The organism is Parundibacterium terreum, assembly GCF_014636315.1.
In the GTDB taxonomy this organism is placed as follows: domain Bacteria; phylum Pseudomonadota; class Gammaproteobacteria; order Burkholderiales; family Burkholderiaceae_D; genus Undibacterium; species Undibacterium terreum.
On the sequence record NZ_BMED01000001.1, the window covers coordinates 792,884 to 809,065 of the forward strand.

The 16,182-nt window shown below is 56.7% G+C and carries 13 protein-coding genes; 4 read left to right on the top strand and 9 right to left on the bottom strand.

The genetic code is table 11. The features are described 5' to 3' along the window. Positions 1-178 precede the first annotated feature (178 nt). Complete coding sequence (locus tag IEW12_RS03675) at positions 179-931, bottom strand: SDR family oxidoreductase (protein WP_188564608.1); 753 nt, start codon at positions 929-931, stop codon at positions 179-181. An 84-nt stretch (positions 932-1,015) separates the two neighbouring features. Then, positions 1,016-3,508, bottom strand: coding sequence for a DEAD/DEAH box helicase (locus tag IEW12_RS03680; protein ID WP_371874491.1), 2,493 nt, complete (start codon positions 3,506-3,508; stop codon positions 1,016-1,018). Positions 3,509-3,760: 252 nt separating this feature from the next. Here IEW12_RS03680 and IEW12_RS03685 point away from each other — a divergent pair, with 252 nt between their 5' ends. Both IEW12_RS03685 and IEW12_RS03690 read left to right on the top strand, forming a co-directional pair. Next, positions 3,761-3,964 carry a hypothetical protein gene (locus tag IEW12_RS03685; protein WP_188564610.1) on the top strand — a complete coding sequence of 68 codons (204 nt, stop codon included), beginning with the start codon at positions 3,761-3,763 and terminating at the stop codon, positions 3,962-3,964. A 13-nt stretch (positions 3,965-3,977) separates the two neighbouring features. Further along, the gene (locus IEW12_RS03690) at positions 3,978-4,277 is read left to right on the top strand and encodes a hypothetical protein (protein ID WP_188564611.1); all 300 of its coding nucleotides are present in this window, start codon (positions 3,978-3,980) and stop codon (positions 4,275-4,277) included. Between the two features lie 41 nt (positions 4,278-4,318). Here the strand turns inward: IEW12_RS03690 and IEW12_RS03695 are convergent, their stop codons facing one another. Further along, a complete protein-coding gene (locus IEW12_RS03695) occupies positions 4,319-5,398 on the bottom strand; it encodes a M29 family metallopeptidase (RefSeq protein WP_229750900.1) in 1,080 nt (359 codons plus the stop codon). Positions 5,399-5,701: 303 nt separating this feature from the next. Here IEW12_RS03695 and IEW12_RS03700 point away from each other — a divergent pair, with 303 nt between their 5' ends. Together IEW12_RS03700 and IEW12_RS29065 are read left to right on the top strand one after the other, a co-directional pair. Continuing rightward, complete coding sequence (locus IEW12_RS03700) at positions 5,702-8,032, top strand: DEAD/DEAH box helicase (RefSeq protein WP_188564612.1); 2,331 nt, start codon at positions 5,702-5,704, stop codon at positions 8,030-8,032. Positions 8,033-8,390: 358 nt separating this feature from the next. After that, positions 8,391-10,058: a methyl-accepting chemotaxis protein gene (locus IEW12_RS29065; RefSeq protein ID WP_188564613.1), complete on the top strand. Its 1,668-nt coding sequence runs from the start codon at positions 8,391-8,393 to the stop codon at positions 10,056-10,058. Between the two features lie 45 nt (positions 10,059-10,103). Here the strand turns inward: IEW12_RS29065 and IEW12_RS03710 are convergent, their stop codons facing one another. The 6 genes from IEW12_RS03710 to IEW12_RS03735 all read right to left on the bottom strand — a co-directional run bounded on the left by IEW12_RS03710 (position 10,104) and on the right by IEW12_RS03735 (position 16,105). Further along, positions 10,104-10,571 carry a CHRD domain-containing protein gene (locus IEW12_RS03710; RefSeq protein WP_188564614.1) on the bottom strand — a complete coding sequence of 156 codons (468 nt, stop codon included), beginning with the start codon at positions 10,569-10,571 and terminating at the stop codon, positions 10,104-10,106. A 145-nt stretch (positions 10,572-10,716) separates the two neighbouring features. Next, positions 10,717-11,034, bottom strand: a complete 318-nt coding sequence (locus IEW12_RS03715; protein ID WP_188564615.1) for an antibiotic biosynthesis monooxygenase family protein — start codon at positions 11,032-11,034, stop codon at positions 10,717-10,719. A gap of 3 nt (positions 11,035-11,037) precedes the next feature. Then, positions 11,038-11,760 (bottom strand): hypothetical protein, encoded by a 723-nt coding sequence (locus IEW12_RS03720; protein WP_188564616.1) that lies wholly within the window; start codon positions 11,758-11,760, stop codon positions 11,038-11,040. 41 nt (positions 11,761-11,801) lie between these two features. Then, entirely contained in the window at positions 11,802-13,649 is a 1,848-nt protein-coding gene (locus tag IEW12_RS03725) for a M48 family metallopeptidase (RefSeq protein ID WP_188564617.1), read from the bottom strand. Between the two features lie 495 nt (positions 13,650-14,144). Beyond that, positions 14,145-14,525, bottom strand: a complete 381-nt coding sequence (locus IEW12_RS03730) for a DoxX family protein (protein ID WP_229750901.1) — start codon at positions 14,523-14,525, stop codon at positions 14,145-14,147. Between the two features lie 251 nt (positions 14,526-14,776). Next, positions 14,777-16,105 carry an amidohydrolase gene (locus IEW12_RS03735; RefSeq protein ID WP_188564618.1) on the bottom strand — a complete coding sequence of 443 codons (1,329 nt, stop codon included), beginning with the start codon at positions 16,103-16,105 and terminating at the stop codon, positions 14,777-14,779. Positions 16,106-16,182: the final 77 nt, after the last annotated feature.

Consider the following 16,182-nt stretch of genomic DNA (forward strand, 5'->3'; position numbering starts at 1 on the left):
ACTTCAGCGCACAATGGCTGAAAGAGACAGGCAGCGCCGATGGACAGGCCTTGTGTCACATTTTCGTTACATAAGCGTGTAGTTCAGGTGCAATGGAGAATCGCAGGCATTAGTCCAGCAGGGCGCAATAGCAGAATAGATAACATCGCGAGTGGTGAGGCTCGATAAAAAATAGCAATTAACGACCGCCGCTCACATCAATAAAGGCACCGGTGGAATATGAAGCGGCATCCGACAGCAGCCAGGCTATCGCTTGCGCGACCTCATCGGCAGAGCCGCCGCGCTGCATCGGTATATTTGCCTTGACGCGATCTACCCGTCCCGGCTCTCCGCCGCTGGCGTGAATATCCGTATAGATAATGCCTGGCCGCACACAGTTGACCCTGATGTTCTCGGCCGCCAGTTCCAGCGCCAGGCCCGTGGTCAGCGTATCGACCGCGCCTTTGGACGCCGCATAGTCCACATACTCGCCGGGCGAGCCTATGCGCGAAGCAGCTGAAGAGACATTCACGATGGAGCCGCCCTGCCCGCCGTGGCGCGGAGACATGCGGCGTATCGCCTCCCTGCTGGACAGGAAATAACCGGTCACATTGGTGCTCAATATGCGATTGATGCGTGCAGCATCCATGTCTTCCACCCGCATTTGCGTGGCCAGGATGCCGGCATTATTCACCAGCGCGCTGACCCGGCCTAGCTGATCGTCAACGGTCTTGAACAAGCGCACCACCTCGGCTTCCTGCGAGGTATCGGCCTGCACCGCAATCGCTGGCACGCCCACCGCCTTGATCTCTGCCAGCAGTTCCTCCGCGGCCTCCCCATTAGCCACGTAGTTGATGCAGACACCGTAGCCCTGAGACGCCAGCAAGCGGACAGTCGCAGCGCCAATGCCGCGGCTCGATCCTGTGACGACAGCGATCTTTTTCTCAGTCATTTATTTCTCCGTTGCAGAATCAGGAAGAAGATACTGTCTATCATAGCAATTTTAGATAGCGGCTCACGACGTGTCCATGCCATTTCATTTTTCCGCCGCACCGGCCGCACTCAATGGCGCCAGCAAGGCCTGCAAATCATCTGCATTGAATTTCGGCGCCAGCGCGCCATCGCTGCCCAACACGCCTTCAGCCAACGCAGCCTTGCGTGCTTGCAAATCCAGGATGCGTTCTTCTATGCTGCCCTCCACCACTAGTTTGTAGACAAATACGGTCTGGTCTTGGCCTATGCGGTGCGCGCGGGCCGTGGCCTGCTCTTCCACAGCCGGATTCCACCACGGGTCCATATGGATGACGGTATCGGCGGCGGTCAGGTTCAGCCCAACACCGCCGGCCTTCAGGCTGATCAGCAGTATCGGCACCTCTTTGGCCTGGAATTGTGCGACCACGGCGCCGCGCTTGCTGACCGGGGTTTTACCGGTCAGGGACAACCAGGGCAGCTCCAGTGCATCCAGCTCTGCCTCAATCAGCTCCAGCATTTCGGTAAACTGTGAAAACACCAGCACGCGACGGCCTTCATTCACCAAGGCCGGCAGCAGGTCAGCCAGCATCTCCAGCTTGGCTCTTTCCATTTCCCCGGAATCTTTTGCGCCCTTCAGCAAACGTGGATCGCAGCATACCTGGCGCAGCTTCAGCAAGGCATCCAGGATAGTGATTTGCGCACCCGAAAAACCCTTGCGCTGCAGGATGCGGCGTACCTGCTCATCGGCAGCAACGCGCACGCTCTCATACAAATCCCTTTGCTTGCCCCGCAGTTGCAGGCGCTTCACGACCTCTACCCTGGGCGGCAGCTCGGTGGCAACATCCTGCTTGCGTCGGCGCAGGATGAAGGGGCGCACGCGCTGCGCCAACAACTGCGCGCGCAAGGTTTCGCCATTCACTTCTATCGGCCGGCGCCACAGGCGCATGAAGCTGCGCATATCACCCAGGAAACCCGGCATCAGGAAATCAAACTGCGTCCATAGTTCTCCCAGGTGATTTTCCAGCGGCGTGCCGGTGATGCACAGCCGGTGCCGCGCGCGGATACGGCGCACCGCATCCGCACTGCGCCCTGCGGCATTCTTGACGGTTTGCGCCTCATCCAGGATCAGCATGTGGAATTGCTGCGCTGTCAGCGCATCGATATCGCGCCACAGCAAGGGATAGGTGGTCAGTACCAGATCATGGCCGGCCATCTCGCCAAAATCCTGCTCGCGCTCCGGGCCCTGCAAAGTAAGAACCCTTAGCGAGGGCGCCATGCGTCTGGCCTCGGCCTGCCAGTTGAAGATCAGCGAAGTCGGCAACACGATCAGCGCCGGGCAATCCATGCGGCCCGACTGCTTTTCTATCAGCAGGTGCGCCAAGGCTTGCGCGGTCTTTCCCAGGCCCATGTCATCGGCCAGGATGCCGGCCAGATGCTGCTCGCGCAGGTACTGCAGCCAGGCCACGCCATGCAGTTGATAAGGCCGCAGGCTGATACCCAGGCCTTCCGGTGCAGAAATCGTTTTAGGCCCGCCTGTGCCTTGCAGGCGCTTTGCCAGCGTGCGCAGGCCGGCATCACCCTGCAATTGCCAGCTACCATGCATGCCGGCGCGGGCTTGCTGCGTATCCAGCAGGCTTTGGCGCAGCGCTTCCAGCCTGTACGCATCCCAGGAAGATAATTGCAGCGGCCCTTCTTTTTGCTGGATATCGGTCAGCAGCTCCAGCATATTGCCAACGATGGCTTTCAACGGTGCTGCCAGCGCATCTATCCGCTTGCCGCCGGGGGCACGCAGCGTGATTACGGCCAGATCATCGATGGTGGCCACCTGGCTGGCGCTGAGCCAGCGCGCGTCGCGCTGCAGCAGGTTGGCCAGCATGGGCACCAGATCCAGCATCTGGCCGTCTATCTCCACGCCCAGGCTCAGCATCCACGAGCCTTCACGCGCCGGCAAGCCCAGCGCAGTAATTTCGGTGGGCCGGCCGCGCATGGCGGCGGCCACTTCCTTGCCCAGTATCTCGGCGGTGTCCGGGTTGACGATCAAGTGCCAGGCCTCCACCGGCACGCTCTCATGCGCAAAGCCGGGCCGCACCACGACAGACCAGCCTTGCGCCTGCAAGGCCGGCAATTGCTCTGCCCAGAAGTCAGCAAAGAAGCCTTCCTGCAGCAGGCTCCACAAAGGGCCATGCAACATACCCGCCTCTTCAGTACGCCATTGCAGGCTTTCTGCAGGCACCGGATGCAGATCCAGCTCCCAGACCTTGTCCAGCGCATCGGCTTCGGCACCCAGATCACGCAGCAGGGTCACGCTAGTGCCATGCGCATCAGTCAGTTCTTGCGTGGACTTGGGACGGCGGTTCAGCAAGGCTGTAGGAGCCGGGGTTTCCCAGCGCAGGCCGGTCTCTGTGGTGTATAGCCAGTCTATCTGCACCACGGTGACGCTGCCGCCGCGCGGTCCAAAGCCGCCGGACGGCCGCATGCCCAGCAGACCATCGCCACGCCCCAGCGTATGCAAAGTCATACGCGGGCGGAAATGCCCGGGCAATTCTATGCTCGCCATGCTCACCATACTAAACGGTTCTCTTTCCAGATACGGGTTGCTGCATTGCCTGATTAGTCCTTCATCATCCTGATCGTTTCCAGTGGTAGGGATGAATTATAGCTGTTGCCACTCTCATATCAGAAAACATCCCTGTTTTGATCAGACTAATCTTACAAATCCTGAAGCTGTGCGCCTGTAGTGGAGGCATGGCCAGATATCTATGATGGCTTCACTTTCTTTTATATTTGAAAACAAAGGACACGGGCGATCATGAAAAATCTTCTCAATCTCGGTTTGGCAGGCGATGACGACGACACTTCCCTGAAACTGGAAGAACAGTTCCGCCAGCAGCGCAAGATACATCTCCGCAGCGAAAGCGATGATCAGGGCGACAAACCATCGCGCCGGCCGGCCAGATTGTTCAAGCCTGTGGAAGAATCAAAAACCGGTCGCCGCACCATGTATGCCAGCTAGGCGGAGCGAACTCATGCCCAGATCAAGAATAAAGCGCAACGGCAAGGCAGCCTATCTTTGCTACCTGTTCTTTGCGCTGATCGGTGCTGACATGCTGAGCCTGCTGCCCAGCCAGGCGGCCTTTTGCAATGGTGTTCAAGATTGCAGGATAGCTACGCTATACCTGATGTGGGTGATACCGGTAGGCCTGATGGCCTTCGGCATCGCCATGGCGCTCTATCAAGCAGGCGAAGACCTGCGTTTGCATGAGCGGATTCTGCATTGGTGGGAGCGGAGCTTGCGCTACCTGTCGCGCAGGCCGGATATCAACTAGCCAACTAGCTACAGCTAAACAAAAGTAAAAGCATTGGCGCCCTAGATAGTCCAGGTGCCATCCTTGTAGACGACATCATCATCCAGGTAGACCGCCTCGGTCACGGCAAACACATCCACGTGATGGCGCGCATCTGCGCGGCGGAAATTGGGTTTGGTGTACACGCCGTGCTTGGCGCCCAGCGACAGATGGATACCGCACATGCGCTCATAGGTACCAATGTCGCTGACCAGCCTGTCCTTGGAAAAGGCGCGGTTCATGCCAAAGCCCAGCTCGCGCAGCCACACCTCGCCTTCGTCGGCGCGGATATTGGCCAGCACCTGGTCAAATTCAGGGGTTGAATTTTCCACGTCGGTCACCCTGCCCTTGTGCACCACCAACGTGATCGGCTGTTCCGGCTTGTTGACTGCAAACTTGGTGTCACCAAACACAAAGATGCGTACTTTGCCGTTGACCGCTTCCAGGTTCTGCGCCTCGGTGAATACTTCACCAATAGGAAACTGCCCGCCGACGTTTTTCATCTGGCTATAGTCGCCGATGTTCAGCTTGGCCGCCTCAAACGGCGAGCCGAATACCAGGCGCTCGCCGCCGCTGTCTACCACACCGAAATGGGCGCGGTCTATGCGCGCTTTCAAGGCATTGCCGACATCACGGAAATAGCCGGGATCATAGGCCAGCGATTCTATGTAGTGCAGTGACTCTTCACCGGGCATGCGCGCCAGATGCGGATGCTCTATCACCTTCAGCTCTCGTTTGAACAGCTCTATGCGTATGCGATAGGCTTCCAGCCTGAAATTGGTGGATTGCACCAGCACCACCAGATCAGAAGGCGCCAGGGTTTCAAACGCGGCCAGGATATCATTCTGCGATACTGCATCGAAGTCGATGAAGCGGGCGTTCGGCAAATTACGGTGATACGCCTCAGCCAGAGCAATCGACAAATCACAATGCGCATCCCAGACGACGATCGCCGCCCGCTCTGCCGTGTGCTCAATGGCCATTGCCAGGATATCGCGCACATGGCGGCTGGCTTCATCCACGGACGCAGGCGTCAGCGTGACGAGCTCATGCAGCACGCGGCCGGGCAAATGGGGGGCAATCGAGATATCGGCGATGGTCATCTTCTGGTTCAGCAAAGGAGGTAAATGATATTTCTCTAACAACAAAGCAAGAGTATGAGAGTGCTGTGGTGCGGTTTTACTCAAGTGCAGCATTTTACCCTGCCAGCCGATCTGCTTCGCGGTTTTGGCCCTTTTTTGGCGATACTCCCCTGGATTCTTCAATAATCGCCAATAAATCAGGCTTTAACCTGCTATTTCACACCAATAAACGCAATCCTGAACCCTGCCCTGTCTACAACGGAGTAAACTACGTCCCAACGCGGCACCGTACAGTGCGATGCCAGCAAACCAGTGAGTTACTCCATGTCTGAAACACCTATCCCCCTCTTTGCCGATCTTAAATTGAGCGAGCCGCTATTGCGCGCGCTGAAAGACGTCGGCTACGAGACACCTTCGCCTATCCAGGCTGCCACCATCCCCGTGCTACTGTCCAACCGCGACGTGCTGGGCCAGGCGCAGACCGGCACCGGCAAGACCGCCGCCTTTGCGCTGCCCATCCTGTCCCGCATCGACATCAAGCAAACTACGCCGCAGGCGCTGGTACTGGCACCTACCCGCGAACTCGCTATCCAGGTGGCGGAAGCCTTCCAGAGCTATGCGATGCATATCCCCGGCTTCCACGTACTGCCTATCTATGGCGGCCAGAGCTACGGCCCGCAACTGAGCGCTCTGCGCCGTGGCGTGCATGTGGTAGTCGGCACACCGGGCCGGGTGATCGACCATCTGGACAAAGGTTCGCTGGATCTGACACAACTGAAAACCCTGGTGCTGGACGAAGCCGATGAAATGCTGCGCATGGGCTTTATCGATGACGTGGAACGCATCCTGCAAGAAACACCGGAGAGCCGCCAGACTGCGCTGTTCTCGGCAACCATGCCGTCCGCCATCAAGCGAATTGCCCAAACCTACCTGAACAAGCCGGCCGAAATCACCGTCGCTGCCAAGACCGGCACCGCCGACAATATCCGCCAGCGCTACTGGCTGGTGAGCGGCATGCACAAGCTGGATGCGCTGACCCGCATCCTGGAAGCAGAAAACTTCGACGGCATGATCATCTTTTCCCGCACCAAGCTGGGTACGGAAGAGCTGGCCAGCAAACTGCAAGCGAGAGGCTTCTCGGCAGCCGCCATCAATGGCGACATCCAGCAACAGCAACGCGAGCGCACGATACAGCAACTGAAAGACGGCAAGATCGATATCCTGGTCGCGACCGACGTTGCGGCCCGCGGGCTGGACGTGGAACGCATCAGCCATGTGATCAACTACGACGTACCGCATGATCCGGAAAGCTATACCCACCGCATAGGCCGCACCGGCCGTGCCGGGCGCAGCGGTGAAGCGATTCTGTTCATCACCCCGCGTGAAAAGAATCTGCTGAAAGCCATAGAACGGGCCACCCGCCAGCCGGTTGCCCCGCTGGAGCTGCCGACGATACAGGCTGTCAATGACGTGCGTATCGCCAGGTTCAAGGAACAGATCAGTGAAACCCTGGCAGCGGGTGAGCTGGAGCAATTCCAGAGCATCATCGAAGAATACGAACAGGAAAAAAACATCCCCGCCATCGAGATCGCCGCTGCACTGGCGAAGATGGCGCGCGGCGATGTACCGCTGCTGCTGGACAAGAAACACCGCGAGCCGCAGGCCAGCTTTGAAGAACGTCCGGCAAGGGCCGGCAAATTCGACCGCCCTGAGCGACCCGAGCGCGGCGACCGCGCAGACAGGTTTGAGCGCAACGACAGGTTCGAGCGTCCGGCCTTCCCTAAAAAAGAACGCATAGAAAGGCAGGCCGATGCCGGCATGCAAACCTACCGCATCGAGGTGGGCTATGAGCATGGCGTCAAACCTGGCAATATCGTCGGCGCCATCGCCAATGAAGCGGGTCTGGATTCCAAGCATATAGGCCGTATAGAAATTTACGACGACTACAGTGTGCTGGATTTGCCGCAAGACCTGTCTGCCTCCACGCTGGAACAGTTGCAAGGCGTACGCGTGGCCGGCCAGCAATTGCGCATACGCCCTGACGGCGTAGCCCCTGCAGTAGCGGTCAGGCCGGAAAGAGTGGCGGTGGCCAGGCAGCCCGCCAAGGAGTTTTCCAGCCCGAAAGCGCGCGACGAAGACCATGCAGAGCCCCCCAAACGCAAACCTAAACCGGAAGCGCTGGAACAGGTAGTGCATGCTGCGCTGGCAGAAAAACCTACAGCGGCAAAAAAGGAAAAGCCGGTCAAGGGCAAGATTCCGATGCAGACCTTCCGCATCGAAGTGGGCCGCGAGCATGCAGTAACACCAGCCAATATCGTCGGCGCTATTGCCAACGAAGCGGGCCTGGAAGCCAAGCACATAGGCCGCATCGACATTTTCGATCACTACAGCGTGCTGGATCTGCCGGATGGCATGCCCAACGAGTTGTTCGAGCACCTGAAAAAAGTATGGGTGGGCGGCCAGCAGTTGAAGATCAGCCTGGCAGGTGACCAGGAACGCGCTGCGGTGGACAGCAAGCCGGCACCGAAGAAAGCCCCTTTTGCTGCCGGCAAAACCGGCGGCGACAGGCGCGTGATGGAAAAGGCGGCGCCATTCAAATCCAAAAGCGGACCGGGCAAAGACAAAGCCAAACCACATCGCAAAAACGCAAAATAAGCGTTAAATAAACGCTAAATAAGCTTTTTACAGCATATTTATACGATATTACTCTCCCTTCGCCGGGAGAGTAATTACTCATTTTCGTGTTAAATCTTGTGTCTTCCGCGATATAAAAAATACACCTGCACACCAGCATTTTCATATCTTTTTGCTCTTAAATTCATCTATTTCCATAGAGAAATTTAAGCAAATCAGCTTCCTCCAGAAGCCTGAATCCCACTCCCTCCGGCACTGTTCTCAATATGAACAAATTGCCGCAAAGAATGTATCATCATGGCTTCACCGCGGCATCCCTTCTCTATGCCTCGGCACACTTAATACGCCGTATCAATACGTTATACCTCCAGAAAGAAAAATGAAGTTCTCCAATATCAAAATAGGCTCCCGCCTGGCCATCGCTTTCGGCCTGCTCACCGTGCTAATGCTCGGCATTTCAGCCATAGGCATCAATCGCCTGAGCAGCAATGCGGAATCCACCAAACGCATCGTCTTTGACCGCTACGCCAAAGTCGCTATGGTTAATGAGATCAAAAGCAGGGCCAATATCGGCGCACGCGCTCTTACCGCGGCGGTGCTCGCTCCGAATGAGCAAAGCAGGCAGCAAGCGCTGCAGATGCTTGCAGAATCAAGCAAGGCCAATACCGCTGCCTATGACAAACTGAAAAATGCCATCGTCTCTGAAGAAGGCAAGGCACTGCTGAAGACCCAGTTGGACGCGCGTGAAAAATACAGCGCCGTAAGGAACAAGGCGATCAAACTGCTGAACGAGGGCAATAAGGAAGAAGCCGCCACGGTCGTGCTCAAGGATATCTCCGACCTGCAAGCCGACTATTTTGCCCAGGTAGATAAAATGGTCGCCTTTCAGGAAGAGCGTATGAGCGCGGACAGCGACGAGGGTCTGGCCCAGGCCAATATGGCAGAGACGTTGATGATAGTTTTGTCCGGCATCTCAGTCTTGTTGGCAGTTTCGACTGGCGTCTTCATCACCCGCTCCATTACCCGCCCTATCAACAATGCAGTTGACCTGGCAGAGGCCGTCGCCAATGGCGACCTGACCCGGCAGATAGAAATTACCAGCACCGATGAAACCGGGCGCCTGCTCGGCGCACTGAAACGCATGAACAATAGCCTGCAAAGCATCGTCAGCCAGGTGCGTGCCGGTACCGACACTATTGCCACCGCTTCCTCGCAAATTGCCGCCGGCAACCTGGATCTATCCTCCCGCACGGAAGAGCAAGCCAGTTCGCTGGAAGAAACGGCATCCGCGATGGAAGAACTGACTTCCACCGTGAAGCAAAATGCAGACAATGCGCGCCAGGCCAGCCAACTGGCTGCGAGTGCATCGCAAGTTGCCGTCAGCGGCGGCAAGGTTGTGGGCCAGGTAATAGACACGATGGGCTCGATTAATGACTCGTCCAAAAAGATCGTGGACATCATCAGCGTCATCGACGGCATCGCCTTCCAGACCAATATCCTGGCCTTGAACGCCGCAGTAGAAGCCGCCCGCGCCGGTGAACAGGGCCGCGGCTTTGCCGTGGTCGCAAGCGAAGTGCGCAATCTGGCGCAACGCTCCGCCTCTGCTGCAAAGGAAATCAAAACCCTGATCAGCGATTCGGTGGACAAAGTGGATACCGGCAGCAAGCTGGTAGAACAAGCCGGCCAGACCATGGATGAAGTTGTAGCCAGCGTGCAGCGCGTCACTGACGTGGTGAGCGAAATATCCGCCGCCAGCCAGGAGCAAAGCACAGGCATAGAACAGGTGAACCTCGCCATTGCACAAATGGATGAAGTCACCCAGCAAAATGCAGCGCTGGTAGAAGAAGCCGCAGCAGCATCACAGTCGATGCAGGATCAGGCTGCCAATCTGGTCGAAGTGGTCAGCATTTTTAAGGTGGATGCTACAGCCGGAAAAACTGCGGCACACCGGCCACAGGTTGTCAGCTCTGCAGCGATGCGTTATACGCCGGAGACGGCGCAGTTGAAATCAAAGCCGGCAGCCAGGGCGGCAATTTCCAGGTACTGATAAGGTTTGCAGACCGGCCAGGCCGGTCTGCCTTGGCAATACCGGCTATTTAACGATCTGCCCGCGGATCTCTCCTCCGGGAAGAGCCGCGCTATGTACGTTGATGTAGTAGCCGCCCGCTTGCAGCACGGCCAGTTGCTCGTCGCTCAATGTCACACTGGTACCCCAGTTCCCGCTTCCAGCCGGTGTTTCCGCAAGAGGAAAAATCACACCGCCGTTTACCCCGACCGCAGCTTGATGGATATGCGCAGCCTTGCCTGCAATGCCGGTGGTCATCACATTGACCGTCAGGCCTTTGGTCGCAGGGTCATACACCAGCTTGGCACTGCCGCTTGCGGTGCTCGCATTCGCCGGCACCTCTGAAGCACCGGTCAGTGACGCCTTGAAGTTGCTAGTGCTTGAAGAGCCTTTGCTCATGAAACCGCCATTGGCACAAGATACCAGGGCGACAGTCAAACCAGCCATCAGCAGGCGGCTTACAACACGGACAAGATTACTTGATTGCATGTTCATCTTTTCTCCTTTTTTTTCGCAAACGGCTGATGTCAGGAAGACGCAGCCTGCGCCCAGTGTATACCGGTTCAAATGAAAAAAGTTCAATGTTCCATGGGGAAACATTGAACTTCAAGAAGATGACTTCGATGGAAAGAGGAAGCGGTCAGGATACGGTCGCGTGCGCTATTCTCTTATCCCCATAAGTTCGCATCACCTGGGAAATAATCACCTGATACCCGGCCAGCCATTCTGAATAGCGGCGCTTTGCCTCCAGGTGATTGGGATGTTCGATCAGTTGTCTCATGCCGATCTCGGACTCCCAATAATAGACATTGGAAATACGCCCGGTCTTGGGATCTTCCCAGGCCTCCTCGCCCAGATAGCCTTCAGTCTGCCGGGCCGCCTCGGCAATCAATGCGTCCAGCCTATGGAAATCGGCGTCGAATTGTTTGGTGTCAAAAATAAAAGTCGCAGAGTACATGGCCTACTTCTTTAACATGGGCGCAAGCGAAAGCGTCACTGCTTCAGCAAGCTCGGTATCTCTGGCAAATAAATCCAGACGTAATTCATGCTTGCTTTCAAGCGCGTTAACCCGATATGGAAGCGAGGCGCCTCCATGGGTGCGCAAGACGAGCTCGCCATTCGGTGTATATGCTGCCAGACTTACAGACAAGGCCCCAACGCTTCCATCGTAGGTCATGGTGCTGTCGCCCAAGCCAACCACAGGTACGCGGCGCTGTTGTCCGTCCCACACTGCTCCGCTTCCTGACAACGCAGCCTTGCGGATGACCAGACGAGGATGAATAACCAGTGCGGCCTTGGTTTCTGCAGTCACTCGTTGCACCAGATATCCCACCGCCCTGACAAATTCCGGGCGGCGCAGATTGCCATTATTTTTATCGTAAATACCCCCTACCGCTACAATTTCTTCGGCCCACATCGTGTCGTAGTTTTTCTGTTCAAGCAGCACGACCCTATAGCCGGCGGCACGCAGTTGCTTATGCAACTGGTTCTTCAGGATATCGATCCCAGGCTGCAGTTCCGCCTCATCGGCTTCCGGAGGCAACATCACGATCAGCGCCGCTGGATCAGGCCTGCGGAATGACGGAGCAACATAGTCGTCTGCCGGTGCCGGCGGGTGGATCGCCGCACAGGCGGATAGCAGCAATAAGCTAACTAAGCTACAAATGGGAAGCAATTTTTGCATGGATTAATTGTCTGAAGTAAAGTGTGACGGCAATAAGAAATTCATGCAGCGCCGGCCTGTCCGCGCCGCATTACCTGATGCCGCTGCCAGTAGTGGCCGAATGCCGCCTTGAAATTTTCTTTCTGCTTGCCCAGGCCCGGCAGTTTGATTTTGGTTGTTTTCGCGCCAAAGAAACCTTTTTCAGGATGCTCTATCGTCAGCACGTCGCCGCCTATGCCGTCTTCATATTTGGTTTTATTCACGCTGTCCCAAGGGATTTCATTCTGGCCCGGCGCAGTAATGCCGGCATAGCTGATGATGATCTGCTGGTCTTTTTTCAGATCGAACGCAATGGTCGGAAAATATTTCAGCACGATGGCCAGTTCCTCGTCATTCGCCGGTTCGTAGCGGTAGGCCAGGCTATGCTCATGCGCAGCCGCAAATTGTGCCTCGTAGGCAGTCCACAGCCTTTGCTCTATCTCCGGCGCGGTAAGGATGGCGTCGGCCCAGGTCGTTCCCGGTGCGCTGGTAACGACAGCGCCATACTCCTGCTCCGGCACCGCATGCGCTACATTGCGCATGCGCTCTTCCAGCAGCGGGTGCGAATCGAAAGGATGCGGCACGCGGGCATTTTTCATTTCGTCCACGAAATCGGGAGAGGTTGCATACGGCACCAGGCCGGAAGCCACATAGCCGGCAATGCCAAGGCTGCCGCCGTGCTTCTGGTTTTGCTCAAACAGGTTTTGCTCTATCTGGGAACGATAACGGGCATAAGCGGCAATCTTGATCAGCGATTGCACGATGGCTTTCCCTGAAATGACCTTGGCCGCAATCTTGTCCGCCAAGAATTCGCGCTCGCGGCTGTCTCTTTTTAATGCAATCTCAAAGATTACGCGATACAGGTTCAGCAGGTAATACACCATGATGGTCAGGCCGCCGGTTGCCATCGCATAGCAGTACTGGTCGTATTGAACCAGCTTGGGGCCTAGCAAGGCACTGCTGGCAGTATCGCCTCCGCGCAGGTGGGCCAGCTCATGCGTCAGCACCGCATCGGCCTCTTGCTGATCCAGCAGGCGCAGCAGCGGGATGCTGACAAACAAGGTGCGTCCGCTCAATGTCTTGCCGTTGACGCTGAGCGGCGATTCAGTCACAAAGAAATTGGTATCGATACCGCCTACGATCTGTGCCGGTGCGGCAGTCTTCAGCCTTGCAGCCAGTTCGCGCACTCTTTCCCACAATGCGGGAGCGGCCTCTGCGGAGATCAGCTCACCATCCACCTCACTATCGTTACCGGCTTTCTTGAAGATGCTGAATACCGTCAGCAGGACTGCCGCGCCCACGCCCAGGCCTACGATGAGGATAAGCTTGATCGAATAGTGTTCAAGGAAATAGGCGGTCAGCCAGAAAGACAGCCACACCAGCATGCCGCCCTGCACGATCACCTCCAGCGCGCTGGTAAAACGCATCAATTGCCAGCCGGCGACAAAGCTACGATACTGAGCCGCTCTGTCGGCAAAGGCAAAAGCGCCCAGGACAAGCACCGCCAGCAGTACCACGCCGCCGGCGACCACGGTCCAGAAGGCGACCTTGTGGGCCATATGGAATTGCCAGTTATCCGAATATTGCGCACACACGCCCTCCTGGTACTTGAGCAAGTCAGGGTCGCGGTTATCGCACATGGCAGACGGCGGATGGCTGCGAAAGAACTCCACTCTCTCGCTTCTCTCCTCCGCAGACATGCGCACATCCTTGGCAATATCGGCGGCGATCCACTCTTCAAAGCGGGCATCGTTATTCGGCTCTGCGTATTTGACAAAGCCCAGCGTAATGACGGGAATCAGGAACAGCGACAGCAGGGAATACAGAAAAGTCTTGAACAGGCTCTTGCGGAATTCTTTAGTTGGCGTCATTTTTTTGTAGGTTCAAAGGCGCTTGCTGGTCGGCCTCCGCAGATACGCCTGTGCTGCGGGAAGCAGTGGCGTCCCTGTCGCCACATGTTGCCTTTATTTTAATCTTATTTTTAAGCAAGTCTATCGATTTTTACCGGAATTGTGGTTTTCTCATACAGGCGCACCCATAAAAAAACGGCCCATGCTGTGATGCATGGGCCGTTTTTTATCTAGGGCCTGTTAACATTTAAATTAGGAGATGCGTTCCAACCAAAACGCGGGCTGGCAAGGCGCGCAACGCAGTTAAGGCTGGTGCCTTAACAAGGAGTGCAACGCAGTCCAGCCCGCGTTTTGGCTGGAACCCGGAGGGAATGAGTCTAAACAGGCGCAGGGCGTTGTTGCAGCCCGCTGGCAGTATTCATACTGCGGCGCGGACTACGCCTAGCCCTGCACCTGTTTAGACCCATTCGCACTCCTAATTTAAATGTTAACAGGCCCTAGCTGAAACAGCCGGTATTACGTTCCCGGCTTATCAATGCTTGGCGATCCCGCGCCATGCCTGACAAACAGCAGCAAGCCGCCTGCCATCGCCAGGTTCTTCATGAAGTTGATCATCTGCGCCTGATCGGCAAAGTTCATATGCACAATCACCGCGGTTGCTATTGAAAACAGGGCCAGCACCGCCGCTACCCAGCGCGTCTTGAAACCGAACAGCAGCGCCAGCCCGCCGCCCAGTTCAACCAGGATCACCAGAGGCGCAACGATCTGCGGCATGGGCAAGCCCAGTGAACCGAAGTAGCCTACCGTGCCGCTAAAACCCATCAGCTTGCCAAAACCGGCAATGATAAAAATCTGAGCCATCAGCAGGCGTGCCGCAATGTTCAATAATTTATCCATGAAGTTCTCCTTATCTATGATTTATGGGGACATCATTTTTTATGCAAGCACCAATGTACCCGCGTTTGCATGCTTATACTGTCTCATGCACGCCACAGGCAAACAAAGCGCGTGGCGGCCACACGCAAGCAACAAGCTGACAGCTTATTTCCCGATATCGATGCCGGGCTCATCGGGCTTTGGCCAGGCAATCAAGTTGCAGGACTGCTGCTGCAGAAACCACCTTACGCTGATGGTGGTCCCTGCCCTGCTTAATTGGCGCTCAGATAATCCACCACCAGTGCCGACAAAGCCCGCGCGCCTACCGGCAAGGCGGCTTCATCCACCTGGTATAACGGGGAGTGGTTGACAGGCGCGGTGCGCGGATCGATGCCGGGAGCGGTAGATCCGACAAAGAAAAACAGGCCGGGCGCTTTTTTCTGGAACTCGGAAAAATCTTCCGACGCGCTGACCTTGGGCACCATCACCACCCTGCCATTCGCCGCCTTGTTCAGCGTAGGCAGCATCTTCTGTGTCAGCGCCTCGTTATTGACTGTGGTGGAATAATGTACCGGGCTAACACTCATGTCCGCCCTGGCGCCGCTGCTTTGCGCGATTGAGGTCGCAGTCTGCTTCATGCGGCGCAGGATATCGTCGCGCATTCCATCATCAAAGGTACGCACGGTGCCGGTCATCTCGACAAAGTCGGGCACGATATTTTCGCGGTTGCCGCCGTGGATGGTGCCGACGGTCACTACCGCAGGCTCCTTGGTCAGGTCGGTCTGCCGGCTGATGATGGTCTGCAGCCCCAGCACAATCTGCGCCGACGATACGATAGGGTCGATGCCGCCCCAGGGAATTGCGCCGTGAGTCTGCTTGCCGGTAACCTTGATGCTATAGGCATCGGCAGAGGCCATTACCGGCCCCGAGCGATAACCGATTACACCCACAGGCAGACCGGAAGACAGGTGCAGGCCAAAGACCGCATCCACCTTAGGATTATCCATAACACCGGCATCTATCATTGCCTGCGCCCCTATGTGGGCGCCCGGCTCAGCCTGCTCTTCTGACAAACCTTCTTCGGCAGGCTGGAAAATCAGCTTCACGGTACCCGGCAACTGGTCCTTCATCCCCGCCAGCACTTCCGCCACCGCCATCAGGATCGCAGTATGGCCATCGTGGCCACAGGCATGCGCTACGTCCACAGGCTTGCCCATGTGTACGCCCTTGGCTTTGGATGCAAAGGGCAGATCCACCATTTCCTTGACCGGCAGCGCATCCATGTCTGCGCGCAAGGCCACGACCTTGCCCGGCTTGCCGCCTTTAAGTATGCCTACCACACCGGTGCCGCCGACGTTTGTTTTCACCTCGTAACCCAGCTTTTTCAGATGAGCGGCAACCAAGGCCGCTGTCCTGGTTTCCTTGCCGGACAATTCCGGGTGCTGGTGGATGTCGCGCCGCCAGGTGATCAGTTGCGGTTCTATCGCGGTCACGCGGCCGGCGATATCCTGCATGGACTTGTCGTCGATTGCATAAGCACCGGAAGCCGCACCCATAACCAGTGCCATTGCCACCGCAGACTGCATAATTTTCAAACGCATATATTCTCCCAGGATGGATTTTTAATTTTCTATTCGTTTTGAATCCGCACTCCCGGCCGGGCGGGGATGACCCGTCT

Excerpts from the sequence above, each read along its gene's own strand:
- IEW12_RS03675 (WP_188564608.1), bottom strand. The coding sequence starts at position 931 with ATGACTGAGAAAAAGATCGCTGTCGTCACAGGATCGAGCCGCGGCATT.
- IEW12_RS03680 (WP_371874491.1), bottom strand. The coding sequence starts at position 3,508 with ATGGCGAGCATAGAATTGCCCGGGCATTTCCGCCCGCGTATGACTTTG.
- IEW12_RS03685 (WP_188564610.1), top strand. The coding sequence starts at position 3,761 with ATGAAAAATCTTCTCAATCTCGGTTTGGCAGGCGATGACGACGACACT.
- IEW12_RS03690 (WP_188564611.1), top strand. The coding sequence starts at position 3,978 with ATGCCCAGATCAAGAATAAAGCGCAACGGCAAGGCAGCCTATCTTTGC.
- IEW12_RS03695 (WP_229750900.1), bottom strand. The coding sequence starts at position 5,398 with ATGACCATCGCCGATATCTCGATTGCCCCCCATTTGCCCGGCCGCGTG.
- IEW12_RS03700 (WP_188564612.1), top strand. The coding sequence starts at position 5,702 with ATGTCTGAAACACCTATCCCCCTCTTTGCCGATCTTAAATTGAGCGAG.
- IEW12_RS29065 (WP_188564613.1), top strand. The coding sequence starts at position 8,391 with ATGAAGTTCTCCAATATCAAAATAGGCTCCCGCCTGGCCATCGCTTTC.
- IEW12_RS03710 (WP_188564614.1), bottom strand. The coding sequence starts at position 10,571 with ATGAACATGCAATCAAGTAATCTTGTCCGTGTTGTAAGCCGCCTGCTG.
- IEW12_RS03715 (WP_188564615.1), bottom strand. The coding sequence starts at position 11,034 with ATGTACTCTGCGACTTTTATTTTTGACACCAAACAATTCGACGCCGAT.
- IEW12_RS03720 (WP_188564616.1), bottom strand. The coding sequence starts at position 11,760 with ATGCAAAAATTGCTTCCCATTTGTAGCTTAGTTAGCTTATTGCTGCTA.
- IEW12_RS03725 (WP_188564617.1), bottom strand. The coding sequence starts at position 13,649 with ATGACGCCAACTAAAGAATTCCGCAAGAGCCTGTTCAAGACTTTTCTG.
- IEW12_RS03730 (WP_229750901.1), bottom strand. The coding sequence starts at position 14,525 with ATGGATAAATTATTGAACATTGCGGCACGCCTGCTGATGGCTCAGATT.
- IEW12_RS03735 (WP_188564618.1), bottom strand. The coding sequence starts at position 16,105 with ATGCGTTTGAAAATTATGCAGTCTGCGGTGGCAATGGCACTGGTTATG.